The sequence below is a fragment of the Nonomuraea sp. NPDC047529 genome (assembly GCF_040642995.1).
GTDB lineage: Bacteria > Actinomycetota > Actinomycetes > Streptosporangiales > Streptosporangiaceae > Nonomuraea.
Genome location: NZ_JBEYTJ010000006.1, coordinates 230490 through 248633 on the forward strand (window position 1 = coordinate 230490; position 18144 = coordinate 248633).

Below are 18144 nucleotides of genomic sequence, written 5' to 3' on the forward strand. Positions count from 1 at the left end.
GTCACGCGTCCTGGAGGTCGGCGAGCGTCTCGATCGAGGTGCCGGCGGCGGCCTCGCAGTGCGCCGGCACGGTCAGCCCCGGGTACACCGTCACCCCGGACAGCCGCACGCCGGCCTGGACCGTCACCCCGTTGCCCAGCGCGCTGTAGCCGCTCAGCACGGTCACGCAGTCCACGAACGACTCCACCGTGGCCATCGTCCCCACGTGGGTGTCGGTGAGCCGGGCCCACGGCCCGATGATCGCGCCGTCCAGGCAGGCCACCCGTTGCAGCCGGCACCCGGTGTGCAGGTCCACGCCGTCGCCGATCGCGGAGTCGGAGACGACCACGCCGGGGCCGATCTCGACGTCCCGGCCGATGTGCACGTTCGGGCCGATCCTGACCAGCCCCGCGCTCATCTTCTCGGCCAGCGTCATGCCCGACGTCGCGTCCCGCTGGCGCAGGGAGGACTCGTGGATGCGCACGTTGCCCGGGTAGGCCCGCAGCATGCCCTTGAGCACGTGCGGGTAGCCGCCGCTCAGCGCGTCGGTCAGCGTGTCGAGGTAGTCGCGCAGGTTGCCCAGGTCGCCCAGCTTGGCGATGGGCGCGATGCCGACCCGGTGCCCGGCGCCCACCAGCCACGGGAGCAGGTCGTGCCCCCAGTCGAGCCGGTCGCGGGCCAGCTCGGTCAGCGCCGGCTCCCCGGCCAGCTTCCGCAGCCGCCCGCAGTCGACCAGGTAGAGCCCGGCGTTGACGGGCACCCGGGCCGGGTCGGCGGCCAGGGCGTGCACCTCGGCCAGCGGCGGTTTCTCCACAAAACGGCGGATACGCCCGGAGGCGTCGGTGACCATCGTCCCGTACTTGCCCGCCACCTCCTCGGCTGGGCGCTCGACCACGGCCACGGTGACCACCGCGTCGCTGTCGCGGTGGCGGCGTACCAGCTCGGCCAGGTCGAACTCGAACAGCGAGTCGGTCGGGAAGACCAGCGCCAGCCCGTCGAGCTCCCAGTAGTCCAGGCTGCTCAGCGTCGCCTCGCCGGAACCGGTGTTGGTCCAGTCCATCCGGGGCCGCGAGTAGCGCACCCGCACGCCCAGCCCCTCGCCGTGTCCGAGCACGTCCTTGGCCTGGTAGCGGTTCTCCCGGCCGTTGGCGATCAAGTAGAAGTCGCTGACCCCCTGGTCGCGCAGGGCCATGATCTGCCATTCGATGACCGGCCGTCCGGCGAAGCAGACCGTGGCCTTGCTCCGCAGGTGGCCGGGGGCCTCCAGGGTGAGCGGCCGGGCCCGGAGGCCCTGTCCGCCCGCCAGTGCGATTCCGGCGATCTCGTTCATTGTCCGTACTTCCCCGTGGGTGTCCTACGTAGAGCGATCATGGTGATGTCGTCGAACTGCTCGGCGGCCCCGATGTGCGCGCTGATCTCCCGTTCGAGCCTGTCCAGCAGGTCGTCCGCCCCGGTGGCGGGCTGCGAGACGAGGGTCAGCATGAGCTCCTCGCTGAAGAAGCGGCCGGACTCGTCCCTGGCCTCGGGCACGCCGTCGGTGTAGGCGAACAGCAGATCCCCCTGGTCCAGGTGGGCCCTGCCGACCTCGAAGACGGAGTCGGGCACCAGCCCCAGCGCCGGTCCGGTGGGACGCAGCAGGGTGTGGCCGCCGCCCGCGTGGCGGATGATGGGCGGGTTGTGCCCGCAGTTGATGTAGACGAGCGCGCCGGTGACCGGGTCGAGCACGCCGAAGAACAGCGTGGCGAAGTAGCCCTGGCGCAGGTGGTTGGCGGTCAGGTAGTCGTTGGTCGCGATCACCGCGCGCAGCAGCGGCGTGACGTCGTCCTGGACGGGCTCGGCCTCGCCGGTCTCCACATGGGCGGCGGTGTGCCGCAGCAGGGTCCTGATCAGGGCCATGAACAGGGCGGCGCCGACGCCCTTGTCGCACACGTCGGCCACCACCAGCCCGATCCGCGCCCCGCCCAGCAGCTCCAGGGCGTCGTAGAAGTCCCCCGCGACCTCCCTGGCCGGCTGGAACCGGACGGTGAGCTGCCAACCGGCGCGGGCCGGCAGCGCGTCGGGCAGGAAGCCCGCCTGGATCTCCCGTCCGATCTGCAGCTCGCGCTCGTACTTCAGCAGCGCCTCCCCCTCGGCGCCGGGGTGGCGGCCGAACACCTGTCCCGCCCGCAGCCTGCGATGCAGCAGCTCCGGCACGAAGGGCGGGACGACGTAGTCCAGCCCGGCCAGCACGTGCGGCGCGAGCTGGCGCAGGTCGCCGTCGGAGAACGCGACCACGACCGGAGGCCGCGCGCCGGCCTGGACGACCCGCGTCACCTCCCGCACCACCTCCACGTCGAGGCTCGCGTTCACCAGCAGCAGGTCGGCGGGCGGAGGCGCCTCGGCCAGCAGTTGCTCGGGAGTGCGCCGGGCCACCGGGGCGCCGTCCGCGGCCAGCAGCAGGCACAGCTCTTCCGCGGCTGGTGAGGGGCCGCTGACGACGAGGGTCGCCTCCGCATCCATCGGCACCTCCTAGACGCGGTTCATGATGATGGTCGTCTCGTTACGACCCGAGCTGTACTCGTAGCGGACCTCGTCGGCGACCGTACGGGCCAGGTAGACGCCCAGCCCGCCCGGCCGGCGCTCGCCCAGCGGCCGCTCCAGGTCGGGAACGGCCTCATAGGCGGTCGGGTCGAACGGCGGCGCCGCGTCGGACAGGCGCAGCCACACCCGGCGCGGTTCGACCCCGCCGGTCAGCTCCAGCTCGCCCGGCCGGTCGCGGTGGCCGTGGGTGATGATGTTGACGATGAGCTCCTCGGCGGCCAGCCGCAGCCAGTGGGCGCGCGTGCGGGTCAGCCCGCCGAGCGCGCTCAACGTCTGCACGTAGGCCATCAGCTCGTCCAGCGACTCGGGCTCGGCGGGGAGCCTGAGCCGCTCCATCGCCTGCCTACTCTGGGATCGCATCGCTGAAGTCCACGCTGTGATGGAAGCCGACCAGCCGGATGGTCTGCTCGATGGCGTCGTTGGCGCCGACCAGCACGATGCGCACGTCGTCGGCCAGCTTCTGCCGGGCGAACACCAGCCCGCGCAGCCCCGCCGAGGACATGTAGCTGAGCTGCGACATCTCCAGCACCAGCAGCTCGGCCGCGGCCTCGGCCGCGCGCTCCACCTCCCTCCTGAAGGTCTCGGCGGTCAGGGCGTCCAGCTCGCCCTCCAGCGTGATCAGTGCGGTGCTGCCGTCGTGGGTCAGGATCGCGTTGAACGACATGGGATCTCCTCCATGGATCTCAGTGATGGGCGCGGCCGACCAACGCGACCGCGGCCCGCGGGCCGACGACGATCCGCCGCTGGTCGGCCAGCGGCGGCTCCTGGCCCGGTGTGTGGACGTCCTCGGGGGCGGCCGCGCCGGTGTCGGCGAACAGGTGCCACACCGCGCCGTCCGGCAGGGCGGGCAGCTCCAGCTCCCGCGCCTCCCAGTGGGCGTTGGCGGCCAGGTAGAGGTGCTCGCCGCCGCCGCCGGCCGCCGTGCCGCTGCGCAGCATCGCCACCAGCGCGCTGCCCTCCGACCAGTCGGGCTCGCCGGCCCGCTCGCCGTGCCAGGACACCTGCGGCAGCCCGCCGGCGCCCTCGTCGCCGCACGGGTGGCGGCGGTCGCGCACCATCGGGTGCGCGGCGCGGAAGGCCACGCACTCGCGGACGAACCGCAGCAGCTCGCCGTTGCGCTCGGCCAGGCCCCAGTCGAACCACGACAGCGGCCCGTCGTGGCAGTAGGCGTTGTTGTTGCCGTGCTGGGTGCGGCCGACCTCGTCGCCGGCCAGGATCATCGGGATGCCCTGGCTGAGCAGGAGCAGCAGCATCGCGTTCTTGGCCTGCCGCCCGCGCAGCGCCAGCACCTCCGGGTCCCGCGTCGGGCCCTCGGCGCCGCAGTTCCAGCTCAGGTTGTCGTCGTTGCCGTCGCGGTTGTCCTCGCCGTTGGCCTCGTTGTGCTTGCCGTCGTACGCGAACAGGTCCGCCAACGTGAACCCGTCGTGGCAGGTGACGAAGTTGACCGAGGCGAGCGTGCCGCGGGAGGCGTACAGGTCGGGCGAGCCGACCAGCCGGGTGGCCAGCTCGCCGGCAGAGCCGGGATCGGCCTTCAGGAAGCGGCGCAGCGCGTCGCGGTAGCGGCCGTTCCACTCCGACCAGCGCTGGTAGCCGGGGAAGGAGCCCACCTGGTACAGGCCGCCGGCGTCCCACGCCTCGGCGATCAGCAGGCAGTCGCGCAGCAGCGGGTCGTGGGCCAGCGTCTCGATCAGCGGCGGGTTCGCCAGCGGCGCGCCGTCCTGGCCGCGGTCCAGGATCGCGGCCAGGTCGAAGCGGAAGCCGTCGATGTGGTACTCGCCGGCCCAGTAGCGCAGGCAGTCGAGCACGTAGTCGCGCACCACCGGGTGGTTGCAGTTGAAGGTGTTCCCGGTGCCGCTGAAGTTGTAGTAGTAGCCCTCCGGCGTGAGCATGTAGTACGTGCCGTTGTCCAGGCCGCGGAAGTGGATGGTCGGGCCGTTCTCGTTGCCCTCGGCCGTGTGGTTGAAGACCACGTCCAGCACCACCGCGATCCCGGCCCGGTGCAGCTCCTTGACCAGGTTCTTGAACTCGTCGGCCTGCATCCCGTACCTGCCGGTGGCCGCGAAGCCCGCCTTGGGCGCGAAGAAGCCCAGCGTCGAGTAGCCCCAGTAGTTGTACAGGCGCTCGCCGGTGACCGGGTCGACCCGGCTCATGTCGAACTCGTCGAACTCGAAGACCGGCATGAGCTCCACGCAGTTGACGCCGAGCGCCTTCAGGTAGGGGATCTTCTCGATCAGCCCCGCGTACGTGCCCGGCGCCGACACCCCCGAGGACGGGTCCGCCGTGAAGCCGCGCACGTGCAGCTCGTAGACGACCAGGTCCTCCGGCGCGACGCGCAGCGGCCGGTCGTCCTCCCAGTCGAAGTCGTCGGAGGCCAGCACCGACCGGTAGGGGTAGGGGTCGTCCCAGTCCACCTCGGCGCCCCACACGTCCCGGCCCGACATGGTCCTGGCGTACGGGTCGGCCAGAATTCTGGCCGGGTCGAACCGGTCGCCCGGCGACGGGGTGTCCGGGCCGGTGACGCGGTAGCCGTACTCGACGCCTTCGTGGTCGAGGCCGAACACCGTCATGGCCCACACGCCGCCGATCCGGTACTCGCCGGGGAAGGGCAGCTCGGCGAACGGCTCCCGCTCGCCGTGCCGGAACAGCACCAGCGAGACCGCGCTCGCGCCGCTGGAGTAGACCGAGAAGTTCACCCCGCCGGGCACCAGCGTGGCGCCGAACGGCATCGGATGGCCCGCCCGCACCCCGAACCCGGCCAGCTCGGCCGTCGGGAAGGAGTCGATCCTGCCGGGCACGCCCTGCGCCTCGACGCTCATGTGGCCTCCTCCCGCGGCTCGGCGGCCCGGACGATCTCCAGCGCGTCCGCCACGCAGTCGGCGACGACGAAGAAGCGCAGGAACCCGGTCGCCGCCATCACCCCGCGCAGCTCGGCCGACAGGCCCACCAGGGCGATGAAGCTGTCCACGGTCCGCGCCCGCCGGTAGACCAGCAGCATCGTGCGCAGGCCCGCGCTGGACAGGTAGCCGACGCCGGTCAGGTCCAGCAGCACCGGGCGGCCGGCCGGCAGCAGCGACAGGATGCGCTCCTGCGCGGCCGGCGCCGACCTGCTGTCGAGCTGGCCGGTGAGCCCGATCACGGTGACCGGGCCGATCGTGTCCGTCGTGATCTCCATGGTCGGCACGCTCACTCCTGCACCGGGGTCAGCGTCACCTTGACGCGCAGGGCCTCGGTGGAGTCCGGCAGCTCCACGGTCATCGCCACCGGGTCCAGCACCTCGTACGGCTTGCCGTCCACCTCGGCCTCGGTGAGCAGCACCCGCCCGGCCGGCAGCAGGTCGGGCGCGACGCGCAGGATGCGCTCGGCGTCCGGGCCCGGCTTGAAGTGCAGCGTGAGCGGCTGCCGGTTGACCAGCAGCCGCGTGTAGACGGTCGCCAGATAGCACAGCTCGGAGGAGTGGTACATGCTCATCGAGTGGCTGCCCTTGAACCGCTCGGTCCCGAGCAGGTACGGCAGGCCGTTGGCCAGCACGTTGAAGTAGACCGCGCCCTCGTCGTGGTCGAGGAAGAAGGCGTTGTAGAAGCCCGCCGCCTGGCGGGCCTGCTCCAGGTGGTCGTCGCCGCCCAGCTCGCCGGCGACGATCAGGTAGGCCAGGATCGCCTGCTCCTGCTGCCACCACGCCTTGCGGTCGTGCCAGGCGAAGCGGTGCCACCGCTGGCCCTCGGCCCGGTGCCGCTCGACGACGTCGTACCAGCCGCCGCGCTGCTGGTCGCTGCCGACCGCCGGCATCGTGCGGGCCAGGTGCTCGGCCAGGTCCCGGTAGGCGTCCTTGGGGCGGGCGCCGTTCATGCGCATGAGGTTCCAGGCGATCTTCAGGTTGTGCCCGACGACCGCGCGGTCCTGCTGCCAGCTGTGGGCCAGGTCGTGGCTCCAGTCGTCGTGGAAGCGCTCGTTGACGAACGGGCTCGACGGCTCGGGGAAGTGCTCGACGATGGTGTCGAAGGTGCGCTCCAGCATCTCCAGGTGACGCTCGTCGCCGGTGGCCAGGTAGTAGTTGATCAGGTAGGCCGGGGCGTGGTCGCCGATGGAGTTCCAGTTCTTGCGCGACTGGTTCGGCCCGAGCGACTCGTGGTGCGGGTTGAGCAGGATCGGGTCGACGTGCGAGTAGTAGCCGCCGTGCCGGTGGTCGCGGAAGAACTTCTCGAACAGCCGCAGCGTGGCGTCGACGTCGGAGGCGATGCGCTTGTCGCCGGTCACCCGGTAGGTCTGCGTCGGGCCGGCCAGGGCGTAGATCTGCTCGTACATCGGGATGGCGTCGTAGTCGTCGCCGAACTCCGAGGTGAACAGCTTCTTCTCGTGCTCGCCGTCCACCTTGATGCCGTGGTACCAGTACACGACGTCGTTCTCGGGGTCCACGAAGCGCATGTGCTCGCGCAGGTAGCGGGTGCCGCGCTCGGCCACCTCCAGGTAGGCGTCGTCGCCGGTCAGCAGGTACGCCGAGGCCATGCCGTACACCAGGCGCGAGATCGTGTCGGTCTCCTGCACGTGGCTGGCGGTCTTGTCGCCGCCCAGGCGCAGGATCGTCCGGTAGTCGCGGAAGTCGACCGGCCCCTGCCCGAACTGGGCGCGGCGGTAGAACGCGGCGATCTCGTCGAGCTGGTTGATCCACCAGTCGGGCTGCTCGAACCGGTACTCGCCCGGGCCGCGGCCCAGGAAGATCAGCCGCTTGGCCGAGAAGACCGGCTCATCGCCTTCGGGGTAGAAGATCCCGTAGACGAACAGGTGCCGGCCCGGCGTCAGCATGTCGCGCACGTGGTCGCCCGCGTCCACGTACGGCTCGCCCAGGTTGCGCAGCACCTCGGCCGAGACCTCGCCGTCCAGGCGCACCTCGACCGCGCGGCCGTCGATGGTCGCCAGCCGGAAGGAGCCGGAGCCGGCGTCGAACCGTTCGACCCGCCCGGCCACGGTGTCCATGAAGGTGAAGTTCATCGTTGCTCCTACAGCGTCTCGGCGAGCTGGCCGATGATGGTGTGGGCGAACAGATGGCAGTGGTACACGCTGCGCCCGGTGATCAGGTTCCCGTCGATGACCACGTCCTGGTCCACGTACTCGGCGCCCATGTTGCGCACGTCGCCCACGAGGTTGTTGTGCGCGACGACCTTGCGCCCGCGCATCGTCTCGGGGGCGGCCGCCATCAGCCACAGGCCGTGGCAGATCACGCCCGTGATGATCGACGGCTCCTCCAGCGCCCGCCGCACGAACGCGGTGGCCGGCGCCAGCCGGTTGACGTCGTCGGTGAAGCGCAGCCGGTCCGAGACGATGCCGGAGGGGACGATCACCGCGGCGTAGGAGCGCAGCTCCCGGTCCGTGAGGTTCTCGAACCCGCGGTCCACGGTGAACGGCACCCGCCACTCGTGGCCGGTGAAGGTGATCGACGGCTGCCCCCACAGGCGCGTCATGAAGTGCACCTCGGCGCCGGCCTCGGCGAAGCGCCGCTCGTAGTAGAAGATCTCCGGCTCGACGTAGTCGCTCTCCATCAGGACGGCGACCTTGCGGCCGTTCAGCGCCGCGCCGGCCCGTGGCTCGATGCCGCTCACAATGGCCTCCCCGGTTCGGTGACGAGGTCGATGAGGAAGGGGCCGTCGTGGCCGAGCAGCCGCTCGACGGCCTCCTCGATCTGGTCGGCCTTCTCCACCCGCAGCCCGTCCACGCCGCAGCCCCTGGCCAGGTCGGTGAACTGGAGATCGGGATAGGAGAGGTCGAAGGAGCGAGGGAAACGGTGACCGGGGATGCCCCGGCCGCGCCAGTACTCCTCGATGTTGTTGTCCAGCAGCCGGTAGCTGTGGTTGTTGCAGATCACGAACTTGGCGGCGACGTCGTACCGGACGGCGGTGGCCAGGGCCTGGAAGGTGTACATGCTGCCGCCGTCGCCGGTGAAGCCGATCACCGTGCGGTCCGGGTGGGCGAGCTTGGCCCCGATCGCGCCCGGGATGCCCACGCCCAGCGAGCCGCCGCGGGTCAGGAACCAGCTCCCCGGCCCGCGCGGCGGGAAGTAGGAGCCGATCACGCCGGAGGCGGTCAGCCCCTCGTCGAAGACGATCACGTCCTCGGGGGCCCGCGCGGCCAGCTCGCGCATGAACGCGTTGAGGATGGAGTCCTCGGCGGGCGCCGGGCGCGGCGCGGCCGTCCGCCGGGCCAGCCGCGCCGCCGCCGCCTGCCGGTCGGCCCCGCTCAGCGTGCCCTCCAGCTCCGCCGACAGCGCCGCCAGCGTGAGCCGCGGGTCGGCCACCAGGCCCAGCGTGACCGGGTGGTTCTTGGCGATCTCGTACGAGTCCAGATCGATGTGCACGATCCGCGCGTCCTTGCCGAACGGGCTGCTCAGCGAGGGGAACACCTCGGGGAACAGGTACGTGCCCACCACCAGCACGGCGTCGGCGTCCTTGACCGCGTCCGCGCTGACCTGGCCGAACATGTGGCCGAGCTGGCCCCGGAAGAGCGGGTGGCGGCCGTCCATGTTCGCCTCGGAGAACTCCACGCCCCACACGTCCGCGCCGAGCTGCTCGGCCACCCGGGTCAGCTCCGCCTGCGCGCCGGAGACCGACACGCCGTCGCCGGCCAGGATGATCGGGGACCGGGCGCCGGACAGCAGCCCGGCGGCCCGGCGTACCAGCTCGGGGGCGGGCAGCACGGCCGAGTGCGGCACCACCGACGGCTCGACCGGCTCGTGGTTGGGCTGGTCCAGCACGTCGAGCGGGAGCGCCACGAAGACCGGGCCGCGCGGCGGCGTCATCGCCATCTTCACCGCCCGCCGCAGCACCCGCAGCACCGAGCCCGGGTCGATGACGCGCATCGCGTGCTTGGTGACGGGCCGGGCCATGGCCACGAGGTCGGCGGCCATCTGGGCGTCCATCGCGTCGTAGCCGACCCCGGCCTCACCCGCGACGACCACCAGCGGGGAGTGCCCCCGCTTGGCCTGGTACAGCATGCCGATCGCGTTGCCCAGCCCCACGCCGCTGTGGAGTTGCAGGAGCGCCGGACCGCCCGTGGCGCGGGCGTAGCCGTCGGCGATGCCGGCCGCCACCGTCTCCTGGAGGGTGAGGATGTAGTGGAAGTCCTCGAAGCCCTCCAGCGCGTCGAGGAAGCCCTGCTCGACCGTCCCCGGGTTGCCGAACATGTACGTGATGCCGTCGCTGAGGAACTGCTCGATGATCGCGGTGTTGCCGTCCCTGGCCATGGCCCGCCATCACCAGCCGAAGCGGCGCAGGCCGCCCTCTAGCACTTCGACGATCTTCTGCCCGGTCAGGAACGAGTCGGGCGTGGACCGGCCGGTGACGAACGGGAAGTCCACGATGACCGAGGTCTCCCGGCCGAAGTTGCCGACGTAGCGCCCCTCGGGCCCGGTGGCGTCCCGCAGGATGTACTCCAGCGGGTACGGCGGCGGCCCCATGTTGAAGTCGGGCACGCCGAGGAACCCGGTGCCGTCCTTGTAGTCGTACTCCTTGCAGTGACCGGTGACGCGCTTGCCCCAGATGATGCTCTTGCGGTCCTCCCAGTCGCGGGCGAAGGCCAGGCAGGCCACGCCGTAGCACTCGGCGGCCACCGGCTTGCCCGCCCGGACGAACGCGAGCACGATCTCGTGCACCCGCTCGTTGTTGGCCAGGTCCACGATCGGCCCGCTGCCGCCGACGATCAGCACCGCGTCGTAGGGCACCAGCTCGGCCTCCAGCTTGGCCACCGCCCGGTGATAGGCCTCCAGCCGGCGCAGGTAGTCGGGGCTGCTGGTGTAGGGACGCTCGGGCGCCCACGCCGACAGGTTGAGCGGGTTGGCCAGGCGGCCGGACTCGTCCAGGTCGCGGGTCAGCTTGGCCACCTCGGGCGTGGTGACCGAGCGGCCGAGCGGCGGGTCGACGTAGTCGCTGTCCATGCTGGGCGGCAGGGCGTGCGGCTGCTTGCCGGTCGGCGTGGCGAACACGACGTCGTAGCCGCGCTCGTCGAAGGCCGACAGCGGGCCGACGAGCTCCTCCCCCCAGTAGCCGAACTCCGAGAGGATCACGAGAACGCGCTTGGTCATGCCGACTCCCCGGGGATGATCCAGTTTTCCTTGCAGGTCATGGAGAACACGTGGGCCGGGTCGGCGATCGCCTCCAGCTCCGGCTTGACCCGGCGGGCGTGGTGGGCCGAGGCCAGTGCGGCGCGCAGCGCGTCCACGTCGTCGAACCAGAGCTGGTCCACGGCGTCGAAGCCGGCCTCGCCGAAGGTGTACGCGCCGTCCACGGTGTGGCAGTGCAGGTGCCTGCGCAGGCCCGGCAGCCCGGCCACCGCGGCGGCGTAGGACTCCAGGGACTGCTTGCGGTAGGTGTCCAGCGGCAGGCCGGGCCGCCGCTTGATCAGCGTGGTGACCTTCACCCAGCTCTCCGGCCGGGGCTTGGGGCCGGGCACCAGCTCGTGGGCGACGGTGTCGACCACGATCGTGGACCAGAACGCCGCCCAGTTGGGCTCGTCCAGCCGGGCGCCCTGGAGGAACTCCTCGCTCTGCAGCGAGGCGAGCTGCTCCTCGGCGTTCCGCAGCCAGATCTCGGCGATGCCCTGGTGCGGCAGCGCCGGCCGGCCGACGTCGCCGTCGAAGGGGATGCGGGTGTCGACCAGGTACTGCCTGATCTGCTTGATCTTGCCGGCGAACTTCACCGCGTGCACGTTGACCCAGTAGTCCTGGAACTGCTGGGCGGTGAAGCCGGGCTTGGGAGCGCCGAAGATGAACTGGTGGATCATCGCGTAGCCTCCTGTCGGGCCGGGCGGAAGTCCGCCGCGACGAACTCGGCGGCGCGCTCGCCGATCATCACGGTGGTCGTGTGGGGGTTGGCCGAGACGATCGTCGGCATGATCGAGGCGTCGGCGACGCGTAGCCCCTCGACGCCGCGGACCCGCAGCCGGGTGTCCACCACCGCGAGGCTGTCGGAGCCCATCTTGCAGGAGCCGGCGAAGTGGTAGTACGAGCCGACGTTCTCCGTCACCCACGCGCTGAGCTGCTCGCGGGTGCGCACGTCCGGGCCGGGCGCGACCTCGGTCAGCCCCCAGTCGCGCCGGAAGGCGGAGCTGGCGTAGATCTCGCGGGCGATCTCCACCATCGCCACCGTGCGCTCCAGGTCCGAGCGCTCGCCGAAGTAGTTCGCGCTGACCCTCGGGTAGGCCGTCGGGTCGGTGCCGGCCAGCCGTACGCTGCCCCGCGACAGCGGCCGGACCAGACCCGGCAGGGTAAGCACGATCTTCGGGTCGACCAGCTCGCGCACCGGCGTGAGCGGCTGCCCGGTCTCCACCCGCTTGATGACGTTGGCGAAGAACTGGTCGCCGAACGGCGCCCGGTGCACCAGGCAGATCTCCATGTCGGGCACCGGCAGCCCCGGCTCCGACCCCCAGAACAGCCCGACCTCGGTCACCTGGCCGCGCGGGTCGGGCGCCGCCTTGTCCATGTACCCGATCGGGCCGATGACCAGCGGGTGGTCGTGGAAGTTGGCGCCCACGCCGGGCAGGTCGGCGACCACCGGGATGCCGAGCGCGGCCAGCTCCCCGGCCTCGCCGATGCCGGACAGCTGCAGCAGCTTGGGCGACTGGATCGCGCCCGCGGTGACGATCACCTCGTGCTCGGCCCTGACGGTCCGCAGCTCGCCGTCCTTGAGGTACTCCACGCCCACGCAGCGCTCGCCCTCGAACAGCAGCCGGGTTGCCAGTGCGCCCACCTCGACGCTGAGCCGCTCCAGCGCGGGCTCCAGGTAGGCGGCGCGCACGCCGCAGCGGGTGCCCTTCTCCACGTCGATGTCGACGTGGTGCCAGCTCACGCCGAAGCTGTCGGCGTTGAAGTCCTCGACCTGCGGGTAGCCCAGCTCCACGCAGGCCTCGACGAACGTCCGCGAGACCGGGTTGCCCATGTCGCGGGCGTTGACGATCCTGATCGGGCCCTCATGGCCGGCCGTGGGGTTGGTGGCGTCCCGCTGTCCCTCCAGGCGCTGGAAGTAGGGCAGGACGTCGGCGAAGGACCAGCCGGGGCAGCCGTCGTAGGCCCAGGCGTCGAAGTCCGCCGGACGGCCGCGCGTGTGGATCATGTGATAGACGTTCGAGGTCCCGCCCAGGCCGCGGCCCGCCGCCGAGTAGACCTGGCGCCCGCCGAGCCCCGGCTGAGGCTCGCTCATGTACGCCCAGTCCAGCTCGGTCAGCAGCACCTCGTTCCACCGCGCGGGGTCCTCGACCGCGTCGGTGATCTTCGTGTCGCCCGCCTCCAGGACCAGCACGCGGGCCCCGGGCAGCTCGCTCAGCCGGGCGGCGACGACCGATCCGGCCGTGCCGCCGCCGACGACGACGAAGTCGAAGGTCTGTGTCATCTCAGCTCACCTCCGTGCCGATGCGGCGACCAGGTCGGCGGCCTTCTCGGCGATCATGATCGTGGCCGCGTTGGTGTTGCCCCGGGTGATGACCGGCATGACCGAGGCGTCGGCCACGCGCAGCCCGTCCACGCCGCGCACCCGCAGGTCGGGCTCGACGACCGCCTCGCCGTCGCGGCCCATCCGGCAGGTGCCGGCCGGGTGCCACACGGTCGAGGCGCTGGCCCGCACGTATGCGGCCAGGTCCGCCGGGCTCGTCACGCCGGGCCCCGGGGCCAGCTCCCGGCCGCGCAGGGAGTCGAAGGCCGCGTCCGAGACCAGCTCCCTGGCCAGGACGACGGCCTCGGTCAGCAGCCGCAGGTCGGCGCCGGCCTCCAGGTAGTGCGGGTCGACGAGGGGACGCAGCGGGTCGCCGGGGCGCAGCCGCACCTCGCCCCTGCTCTCGGGCTGCAGCAGGATCGGCGCGAAGGTGAACCCCGGGCCGTCCGTCCTGTACCGGTCGTCGATGAACTGCACCGGGCCGAAGAAGAACTGCAGGTCCGGCCCGTCGCCGCCCAGGACGTTGGTGAACAGCCCCGCCTCGGCCAGCAGCTCGGGGAAGGGCAGCTCGCGCAGGCTCTCGTAGCCGATGCCGAACAGCACGTGGTCCTGCAGGTCGCGGCCCACGCCCGGCAGGTCGGCGACCACCTCGACGCCGTGCTCGCGCAGGTGGGCGGCCGGGCCGAGGCCCGAGCGCAGCAGCAGCGCGGGCGAGCCCAGCGCGCCGCAGGTCACGATGACCTCCTGCCCGGCGGTGGCCCGGTGCGTACGCCCGTCCTTGACGTACTCCACGCCGCCGGCCCGGCCACCTTCGACGGTGAGCCGGGTGACCACGGCGCCGGTCTCCAGCGTCAGACCGGGCTCGCCCAGCACCGGCGCCAGGAACGCCTCCGACGTGCTGGACCGGCGGTCGTCCTTGTCCCGGGTGGACTGGTAGAAGAAGGCCAGCCCCTCCTGCCGGGGGCCGTTGTAGTCGCCGGTGCCGTCGGCGCGGCCGCGGGCGATCGCCGCCCGGACGAAGGCCCGCGAGGCGTCCGACGGCGAGCCGTAGTCGACGACCTTCAGCGGCCCGCCACTGCCCCGGTACTCCGGCGAACCGCCCGGGTAGTCCTCCGAACGCCTGAAGTAGGGCAGCACCTCGTCGTAGGACCAGCCGTCGTTGCCCAGCGCGGCCCAGCCGTCGAAGTCGCGGCGGTTGCCCCGCACGTACATCATGGCGTTGACCGAGCTGCCGCCGCCCACCACGCGGCCCTGCGGGATCGGCACGACCCGGCCGCCCAGCTCCGGCTGCGGGGTGGTCGCGTAGTCCCACACGAACTCCGGCGAGCCCCACATCGAGGTCATCGACGGCACGTCGGTGCGGTGCACGGACTCGGCGACGTCCGGGCCGCCGGCCTCCAGCAGCAGCACCCGGCAGCCCAGCGCGTCCAGCAGCCGCCTGGCCAGGACGCAGCCGGCGCTGCCCGCGCCCACCACGATGTAGTCGTAGGCGCTCACGACGACTCCAGCAGCCGGGCCCGCTCCAGGGCGGGCAGCAGGTCGCCGACCAGGAACTCCAGGTAGTGCCGGCCCCACATCGTCCGCCAGAGCGGGAAGGTGGCGTCGAAGGGCTCCCCGCGCAGGTCGGCCAGCCGCTCCTCCAGCTCCCACACCACGCCGTCGAAGTCGGCCTCGGTGAACGGCAGCCCGTGCCCGGCCGCGGCCGCGACGACCTCCGCCTTGCTCTTGGCCTTCAGCGACTCCAGCACGTCGGGACGCGAGCCCGCCAGGCGCAGGAACGCGATCAGGTTCGTCCCGCTCATGCCACCGGCCGCCTCTCGTCGGCCGCGAACCCGCGCAGCTCCTCCTCGCCGAACCTGGCCACCACGTGATCGAGGAGGTAGTCCAGGTACCGCCTGCCCCACATGTGCCGCCAGAGCGTGCTGCCGCCGTCGACGGGCTCGCCGTCCTTGGCGACGATGACCTCGATCTCCAGGGCCCCGACCACCGACACCAGCTCCTCGGCGGTGAACCGGAAGCCCTCGTCGGATGCGTGGAACAACAATTGACTGAGATTTCTCGCGCTATACTCAGCGCGTCTTTGCGGATTCTCCCGGAGGTCGCCGAGGAATCTCACGAATTCGCTCTTCGCCATTGGCACCACCATTTCGTCCGGCGCTACGGGGAAATCATGTCCAGCCGCCGGGAAACGCGTCAACGCGCCGCCCGGTGGTGACCGGGCGGTATGGAGGTAGCCGATCCCACTCCGTCAAGTCCGGGCTCGCATTCACCGGAATTCGGCCGAATGCACTTGACTTGGATCGCGCTCGAAGGGCGACAATGATCGGTATGAGTCAGAGCCTGACGATCGCGGAAGTCGCAGCCGAGACCGGCCTCAGCGCCCACGCGCTGCGCTATTACGAGAAGGCCGGCCTGATGCGGGAGACGCCGCCGCGCGGCGGGAACGGGCACCGCCGCTACACCGAACGTGATCTGGCCTGGATCCGGTTCCTGACCAGGCTGCGGGGCACCGGGATGTCCATCGCCGACGTCCGCCGCTACGCCGAACTCGTCCGCGCGGGCGAGAGCACCGCGGCCGAGCGCAAGCAGATCCTGCTCACCCACCGCGAGGAGGTGGCCAAGCGCATCTCCCAGCTCAAGGACGACCTGGCCGCCATCGACTACAAGATCGAGATCTACGAGAAGCTTGAGGAGAAGTACCAGCTGTGACCGCGCCGCCCCGGCCGGACAGCGAGCCCGGCCAGGCACCCTTCGGCCCCCGCTTCGTCACGGCGGTCTCGGTCGGCTCGCTGCTGAACCCGATCAACTCCTCGATCATCGCCATCGCGCTCGTGCCCATCGCCCACCACTTCGGCGTGGGCGCGGACGCCACGTCCTGGCTGGTGTCGGGCCTGTACCTGGCCACCGCGGTCGGCCAGCCGGTGCTGGGCCGGCTGGCCGACCGGCTCGGCCCGCGCCGCGTCTACCTGGCCGGGCTGGTCACGGTCGCGGCCGGCGGGCTGCTCGGCTACTGGGCGCCGACCCTCGGCCTGCTCGTGGCCGCCCGCGTGGTGATCGGCCTCGGCACCTCGGCCGCCTACCCGGCCGCCATGAGCATGGTCCGCCGCAGGTCCGAGCGGTCCGGCGGGGCCGCGCCCGCCTCGGTGATGGGCGCGCTGGCCATGGCCGGGCAGGTCAGCATGGTGCTCGGGCCGCCGCTGGGCGGGCTGCTCGACGCGCTCGGCGGCTGGCGCTGGATCTTCCTGGTCAACCTGCCGATGGCCGCGGCCGGGGTGGTCTCGGCGCTGGTGTGGCTGCCGCGCGACGAGCCGTACGAGCCCGCCCGTACGGGCGGCGGCGGCAGCCTGCGCGACCTGGCCCGCAACCGGCCGCTGCTGGTGACCTACCTGCGCAACGCGGTGACGTTCATGGCCACCTACGGCTTCCTGTACGGCTGGACGCAGTGGCTGGAGCAGGGCAGGGGGCTGACGGCGGCGGTCGCCGGGCTGCTGCTCATGCCCACCTCGGCCGTGGGCGCGGTGGTCTCGGGGCTGGCCGCGCGGGCCGACGGCGCCTCGGGCCGGGCGCGCTGGATGCTGCCGGCCGGCGCGGCGTTCCTGCTGGCGGGCTGCGCCTGGCTGCCGGCGCTCGACGGCGAGGCGTCCATCCTGTCGTTGTGCCTGCTCAGCATGGTCTTCGGGGTGCAGAACGGGCTGAACATCGTGGGCAACCAGGCCGCCATGTACGCCCAGGCGCCGCCGGGCCAGATCGGCATGGCCGCCGGCCTGCTGCGCACCTCGCAGTACGCCGGGGCCATCTGCTCGGCGCTGCTCATCAGCGTGACCTACGGCGAGCGCGCCACCGACGAGGGCCTGCACCGGCTGGGCGTCGTCCTGACGGCCGCCTCGGCGCTGCTGCTGGCCGGCACGCTGCTCGCGGAGGTCCGCGCGGGCCGTACCCCGGCGGCGTCAGGGCGCGCGTGAGCGGGGAGGGGCCTGCCGCCCCTCCCCGCCCGGGGGTCCGCGCCGGCCCGCTCAGCGGGGGCTGATCAGCTCACTGATCGCGAACCCGGTCAGGTTGGTCACGTTGGCGCCGCCCACCGACAGGATCGTGGACGTGCCGGGGACGCGGTCCACCGCGTACGCGCCCGCGTACCCGGCCGACGGGCGGGCCGGGCCGCTGACCCGGGTCCACGAGGTGCCGTCGAAGTACAGGTAGGCGGGGGCGGTGGTGCCGCCGCCGGTGGGGACGACGAGGTGGCCCTCGCCGTCGCCGCTGATGCTCGCCGAGCCGTTGCCGGGGTCGCCGGGCAGCGCCGAGACGGTCCAGCGGGCGCCGTCGTAGCGGGCGATCGCGGGGGTGGCGGGCCGGTTGGGGCGGGGCTGGTAGCCGCTGACCCAGATCCGGCCGGGGCCCTCGACGTACACGCCTCTGGGGCTGAGGCCCGGCCTGCCCAGGGAGCGCAGGGCCGTGCCGTCCCACAGGACGACGCCGTTCTCGGCGGCGAAGACGATCTGGTCGCCGCCGTCGACGGCGCGCAGCAGGCCCAGGTTCTCGGTGCGCGGGTAGACGGTCCAGACGCCCTGGCGCAGGCGCAGGATGTCGGTGCCGCCGGTGTTCCTGAACCTGATCGACCAGAGCGAGCCGTCCTTGGCGGCGGCGATCGGGCCGGTCCACTCGTCGCCGGGCAGCGGGGGCGTCCAGCCGGGCGGCGGCGGGATCTCCGACCAGGCCGAGCCGTTCCAGTACGCCGAGCGCGGCCAGGAGACGTCGGCGATGCTCCGGCTGCCGGTCACGTACACCTGGTCCGGTGCGACGGCCGCGACGCAGCACGGGCTGGGCACGTCGTACCCGGCGGTGAGCGGCAGCCTGCTCCAGGCCGAGCCGTCCCAGCGCAGCACGGAGGTGTCCGGCGAGCCGTCGTAGCCGCGCCAGCCGACGGCGTAGGCGTGGGTGGCGTCCAGCACGTCCACGTTCCAGAGGGTGGTGGGGTCGCCGGGCGGGTCCACGGCCCGGACGGCGGGGGCCAGGAGGGCCTGGGCCGGTGCGGCCGCCGCCAGCGCGGCGGTGACGGCCAGGGCGGCGGCGGAGGCGCGGAGGACGCCACGGAAACGGGTCATGTCTTCTCCTGTGGGCGCGTTCCTGGGGAAAAGGGCACAAAGGCGGCGAGGGCCGACCGCGGGCATGAGAAAGCGGG

18 protein-coding genes are annotated in these 18144 nt (G+C 72.2%); 2 read left to right on the top strand and 16 right to left on the bottom strand.

The window, feature by feature from the left end:
* Window position 1: 1 nt before the first annotated feature.
* The 15 genes from ABZ815_RS12680 to ABZ815_RS12750 are packed head-to-tail and all read right to left on the bottom strand — an operon-like array spanning window position 2 to window position 15009.
* Window positions 2-1309: an NDP-sugar synthase gene (locus ABZ815_RS12680; protein ID WP_357697051.1), complete on the bottom strand. Its 1308-nt coding sequence runs from the start codon at window positions 1307-1309 to the stop codon at window positions 2-4.
* Entirely contained in the window at window positions 1306-2478 is a 1173-nt protein-coding gene (locus tag ABZ815_RS12685; protein ID WP_357697053.1) for a PP2C family protein-serine/threonine phosphatase, read from the bottom strand. The genes ABZ815_RS12680 and ABZ815_RS12685 overlap by 4 nt, the downstream gene beginning before the upstream one ends.
* A 9-nt stretch (window positions 2479-2487) precedes the next feature.
* Window positions 2488-2919 (bottom strand): ATP-binding protein, encoded by a 432-nt coding sequence (locus ABZ815_RS12690; RefSeq protein ID WP_357697055.1) that lies wholly within the window; start codon window positions 2917-2919, stop codon window positions 2488-2490.
* Window positions 2903-3223 carry an anti-sigma factor antagonist gene (locus ABZ815_RS12695; RefSeq protein WP_352329001.1) on the bottom strand — a complete coding sequence of 107 codons (321 nt, stop codon included), beginning with the start codon at window positions 3221-3223 and terminating at the stop codon, window positions 2903-2905. Before ABZ815_RS12695 ends, ABZ815_RS12690 begins: the two co-directional genes overlap by 17 nt.
* Before the next feature lie 19 nt (window positions 3224-3242).
* Window positions 3243-5375, bottom strand: coding sequence for a glycogen debranching protein GlgX (glgX, locus tag ABZ815_RS12700; protein ID WP_357697057.1), 2133 nt, complete (start codon window positions 5373-5375; stop codon window positions 3243-3245).
* Window positions 5372-5731 (bottom strand): STAS domain-containing protein, encoded by a 360-nt coding sequence (locus ABZ815_RS12705; protein WP_357697059.1) that lies wholly within the window; start codon window positions 5729-5731, stop codon window positions 5372-5374. The genes glgX and ABZ815_RS12705 overlap by 4 nt, the downstream gene beginning before the upstream one ends.
* Window positions 5732-5742: 11 nt before the next feature.
* A complete protein-coding gene (locus ABZ815_RS12710; protein WP_357697061.1) occupies window positions 5743-7545 on the bottom strand; it encodes an AGE family epimerase/isomerase in 1803 nt (600 codons plus the stop codon).
* 8 nt (window positions 7546-7553) lie between these two features.
* Window positions 7554-8153: a DJ-1/PfpI family protein gene (locus ABZ815_RS12715; protein WP_357697063.1), complete on the bottom strand. Its 600-nt coding sequence runs from the start codon at window positions 8151-8153 to the stop codon at window positions 7554-7556.
* Entirely contained in the window at window positions 8150-9790 is a 1641-nt protein-coding gene (locus ABZ815_RS12720) for a thiamine pyrophosphate-binding protein (RefSeq protein WP_357697065.1), read from the bottom strand. Before ABZ815_RS12720 ends, ABZ815_RS12715 begins: the two co-directional genes overlap by 4 nt.
* A gap of 9 nt (window positions 9791-9799) precedes the next feature.
* On the bottom strand, window positions 9800-10627 hold the full coding sequence (locus tag ABZ815_RS12725; RefSeq protein WP_357697067.1) for a type 1 glutamine amidotransferase domain-containing protein: 828 nt from the start codon (window positions 10625-10627) through the stop codon (window positions 9800-9802).
* Entirely contained in the window at window positions 10624-11325 is a 702-nt protein-coding gene (locus ABZ815_RS12730; RefSeq protein ID WP_357697069.1) for an EthD domain-containing protein, read from the bottom strand. The genes ABZ815_RS12725 and ABZ815_RS12730 overlap by 4 nt, the downstream gene beginning before the upstream one ends.
* Window positions 11322-12929 carry a GMC family oxidoreductase N-terminal domain-containing protein gene (locus ABZ815_RS12735; protein WP_357697072.1) on the bottom strand — a complete coding sequence of 536 codons (1608 nt, stop codon included), beginning with the start codon at window positions 12927-12929 and terminating at the stop codon, window positions 11322-11324. The genes ABZ815_RS12730 and ABZ815_RS12735 overlap by 4 nt, the downstream gene beginning before the upstream one ends.
* A 6-nt stretch (window positions 12930-12935) precedes the next feature.
* Window positions 12936-14465, bottom strand: coding sequence for a GMC family oxidoreductase N-terminal domain-containing protein (locus ABZ815_RS12740; protein ID WP_357697075.1), 1530 nt, complete (start codon window positions 14463-14465; stop codon window positions 12936-12938).
* Window positions 14462-14770: a Nif11-like leader peptide family natural product precursor gene (locus ABZ815_RS12745; RefSeq protein WP_357697077.1), complete on the bottom strand. Its 309-nt coding sequence runs from the start codon at window positions 14768-14770 to the stop codon at window positions 14462-14464. The genes ABZ815_RS12740 and ABZ815_RS12745 overlap by 4 nt, the downstream gene beginning before the upstream one ends.
* A complete protein-coding gene (locus ABZ815_RS12750; RefSeq protein ID WP_357697080.1) occupies window positions 14767-15009 on the bottom strand; it encodes a hypothetical protein in 243 nt (80 codons plus the stop codon). The genes ABZ815_RS12745 and ABZ815_RS12750 overlap by 4 nt, the downstream gene beginning before the upstream one ends.
* A 287-nt stretch (window positions 15010-15296) precedes the next feature.
* On the opposite strand from ABZ815_RS12750, the gene ABZ815_RS12755 reads away from it, so the two are divergent.
* Together ABZ815_RS12755 and ABZ815_RS12760 are read left to right on the top strand one after the other, a co-directional pair.
* Window positions 15297-15677 carry a MerR family transcriptional regulator gene (locus tag ABZ815_RS12755; protein ID WP_357697082.1) on the top strand — a complete coding sequence of 127 codons (381 nt, stop codon included), beginning with the start codon at window positions 15297-15299 and terminating at the stop codon, window positions 15675-15677.
* Complete coding sequence (locus ABZ815_RS12760) at window positions 15674-16930, top strand: MFS transporter (RefSeq protein ID WP_357697084.1); 1257 nt, start codon at window positions 15674-15676, stop codon at window positions 16928-16930. Before ABZ815_RS12755 ends, ABZ815_RS12760 begins: the two co-directional genes overlap by 4 nt.
* A gap of 51 nt (window positions 16931-16981) precedes the next feature.
* Here the strand turns inward: ABZ815_RS12760 and ABZ815_RS12765 are convergent, their stop codons facing one another.
* Window positions 16982-18067: a hypothetical protein gene (locus tag ABZ815_RS12765; RefSeq protein WP_357697086.1), complete on the bottom strand. Its 1086-nt coding sequence runs from the start codon at window positions 18065-18067 to the stop codon at window positions 16982-16984.
* Window positions 18068-18144 lie beyond the last annotated feature (77 nt).

Bases quoted from the DNA above. Each gene is read 5' to 3' on its own strand.
- ABZ815_RS12680 (WP_357697051.1), bottom strand. From the start codon at position 1,309: ATGAACGAGATCGCCGGAATCGCACTGGCGGGCGGACAGGGCCTCCGG.
- ABZ815_RS12685 (WP_357697053.1), bottom strand. From the start codon at position 2,478: ATGGATGCGGAGGCGACCCTCGTCGTCAGCGGCCCCTCACCAGCCGCG.
- ABZ815_RS12690 (WP_357697055.1), bottom strand. From the start codon at position 2,919: ATGCGATCCCAGAGTAGGCAGGCGATGGAGCGGCTCAGGCTCCCCGCC.
- ABZ815_RS12695 (WP_352329001.1), bottom strand. From the start codon at position 3,223: ATGTCGTTCAACGCGATCCTGACCCACGACGGCAGCACCGCACTGATC.
- glgX (WP_357697057.1), bottom strand. From the start codon at position 5,375: ATGAGCGTCGAGGCGCAGGGCGTGCCCGGCAGGATCGACTCCTTCCCG.
- ABZ815_RS12705 (WP_357697059.1), bottom strand. From the start codon at position 5,731: ATGGAGATCACGACGGACACGATCGGCCCGGTCACCGTGATCGGGCTC.
- ABZ815_RS12710 (WP_357697061.1), bottom strand. From the start codon at position 7,545: ATGAACTTCACCTTCATGGACACCGTGGCCGGGCGGGTCGAACGGTTC.
- ABZ815_RS12720 (WP_357697065.1), bottom strand. From the start codon at position 9,790: ATGGCCAGGGACGGCAACACCGCGATCATCGAGCAGTTCCTCAGCGAC.
- ABZ815_RS12725 (WP_357697067.1), bottom strand. From the start codon at position 10,627: ATGACCAAGCGCGTTCTCGTGATCCTCTCGGAGTTCGGCTACTGGGGG.
- ABZ815_RS12730 (WP_357697069.1), bottom strand. From the start codon at position 11,325: ATGATCCACCAGTTCATCTTCGGCGCTCCCAAGCCCGGCTTCACCGCC.
- ABZ815_RS12735 (WP_357697072.1), bottom strand. From the start codon at position 12,929: ATGACACAGACCTTCGACTTCGTCGTCGTCGGCGGCGGCACGGCCGGA.
- ABZ815_RS12745 (WP_357697077.1), bottom strand. From the start codon at position 14,770: ATGAGCGGGACGAACCTGATCGCGTTCCTGCGCCTGGCGGGCTCGCGT.
- ABZ815_RS12755 (WP_357697082.1), top strand. From the start codon at position 15,297: ATGAGTCAGAGCCTGACGATCGCGGAAGTCGCAGCCGAGACCGGCCTC.
- ABZ815_RS12765 (WP_357697086.1), bottom strand. From the start codon at position 18,067: ATGACCCGTTTCCGTGGCGTCCTCCGCGCCTCCGCCGCCGCCCTGGCC.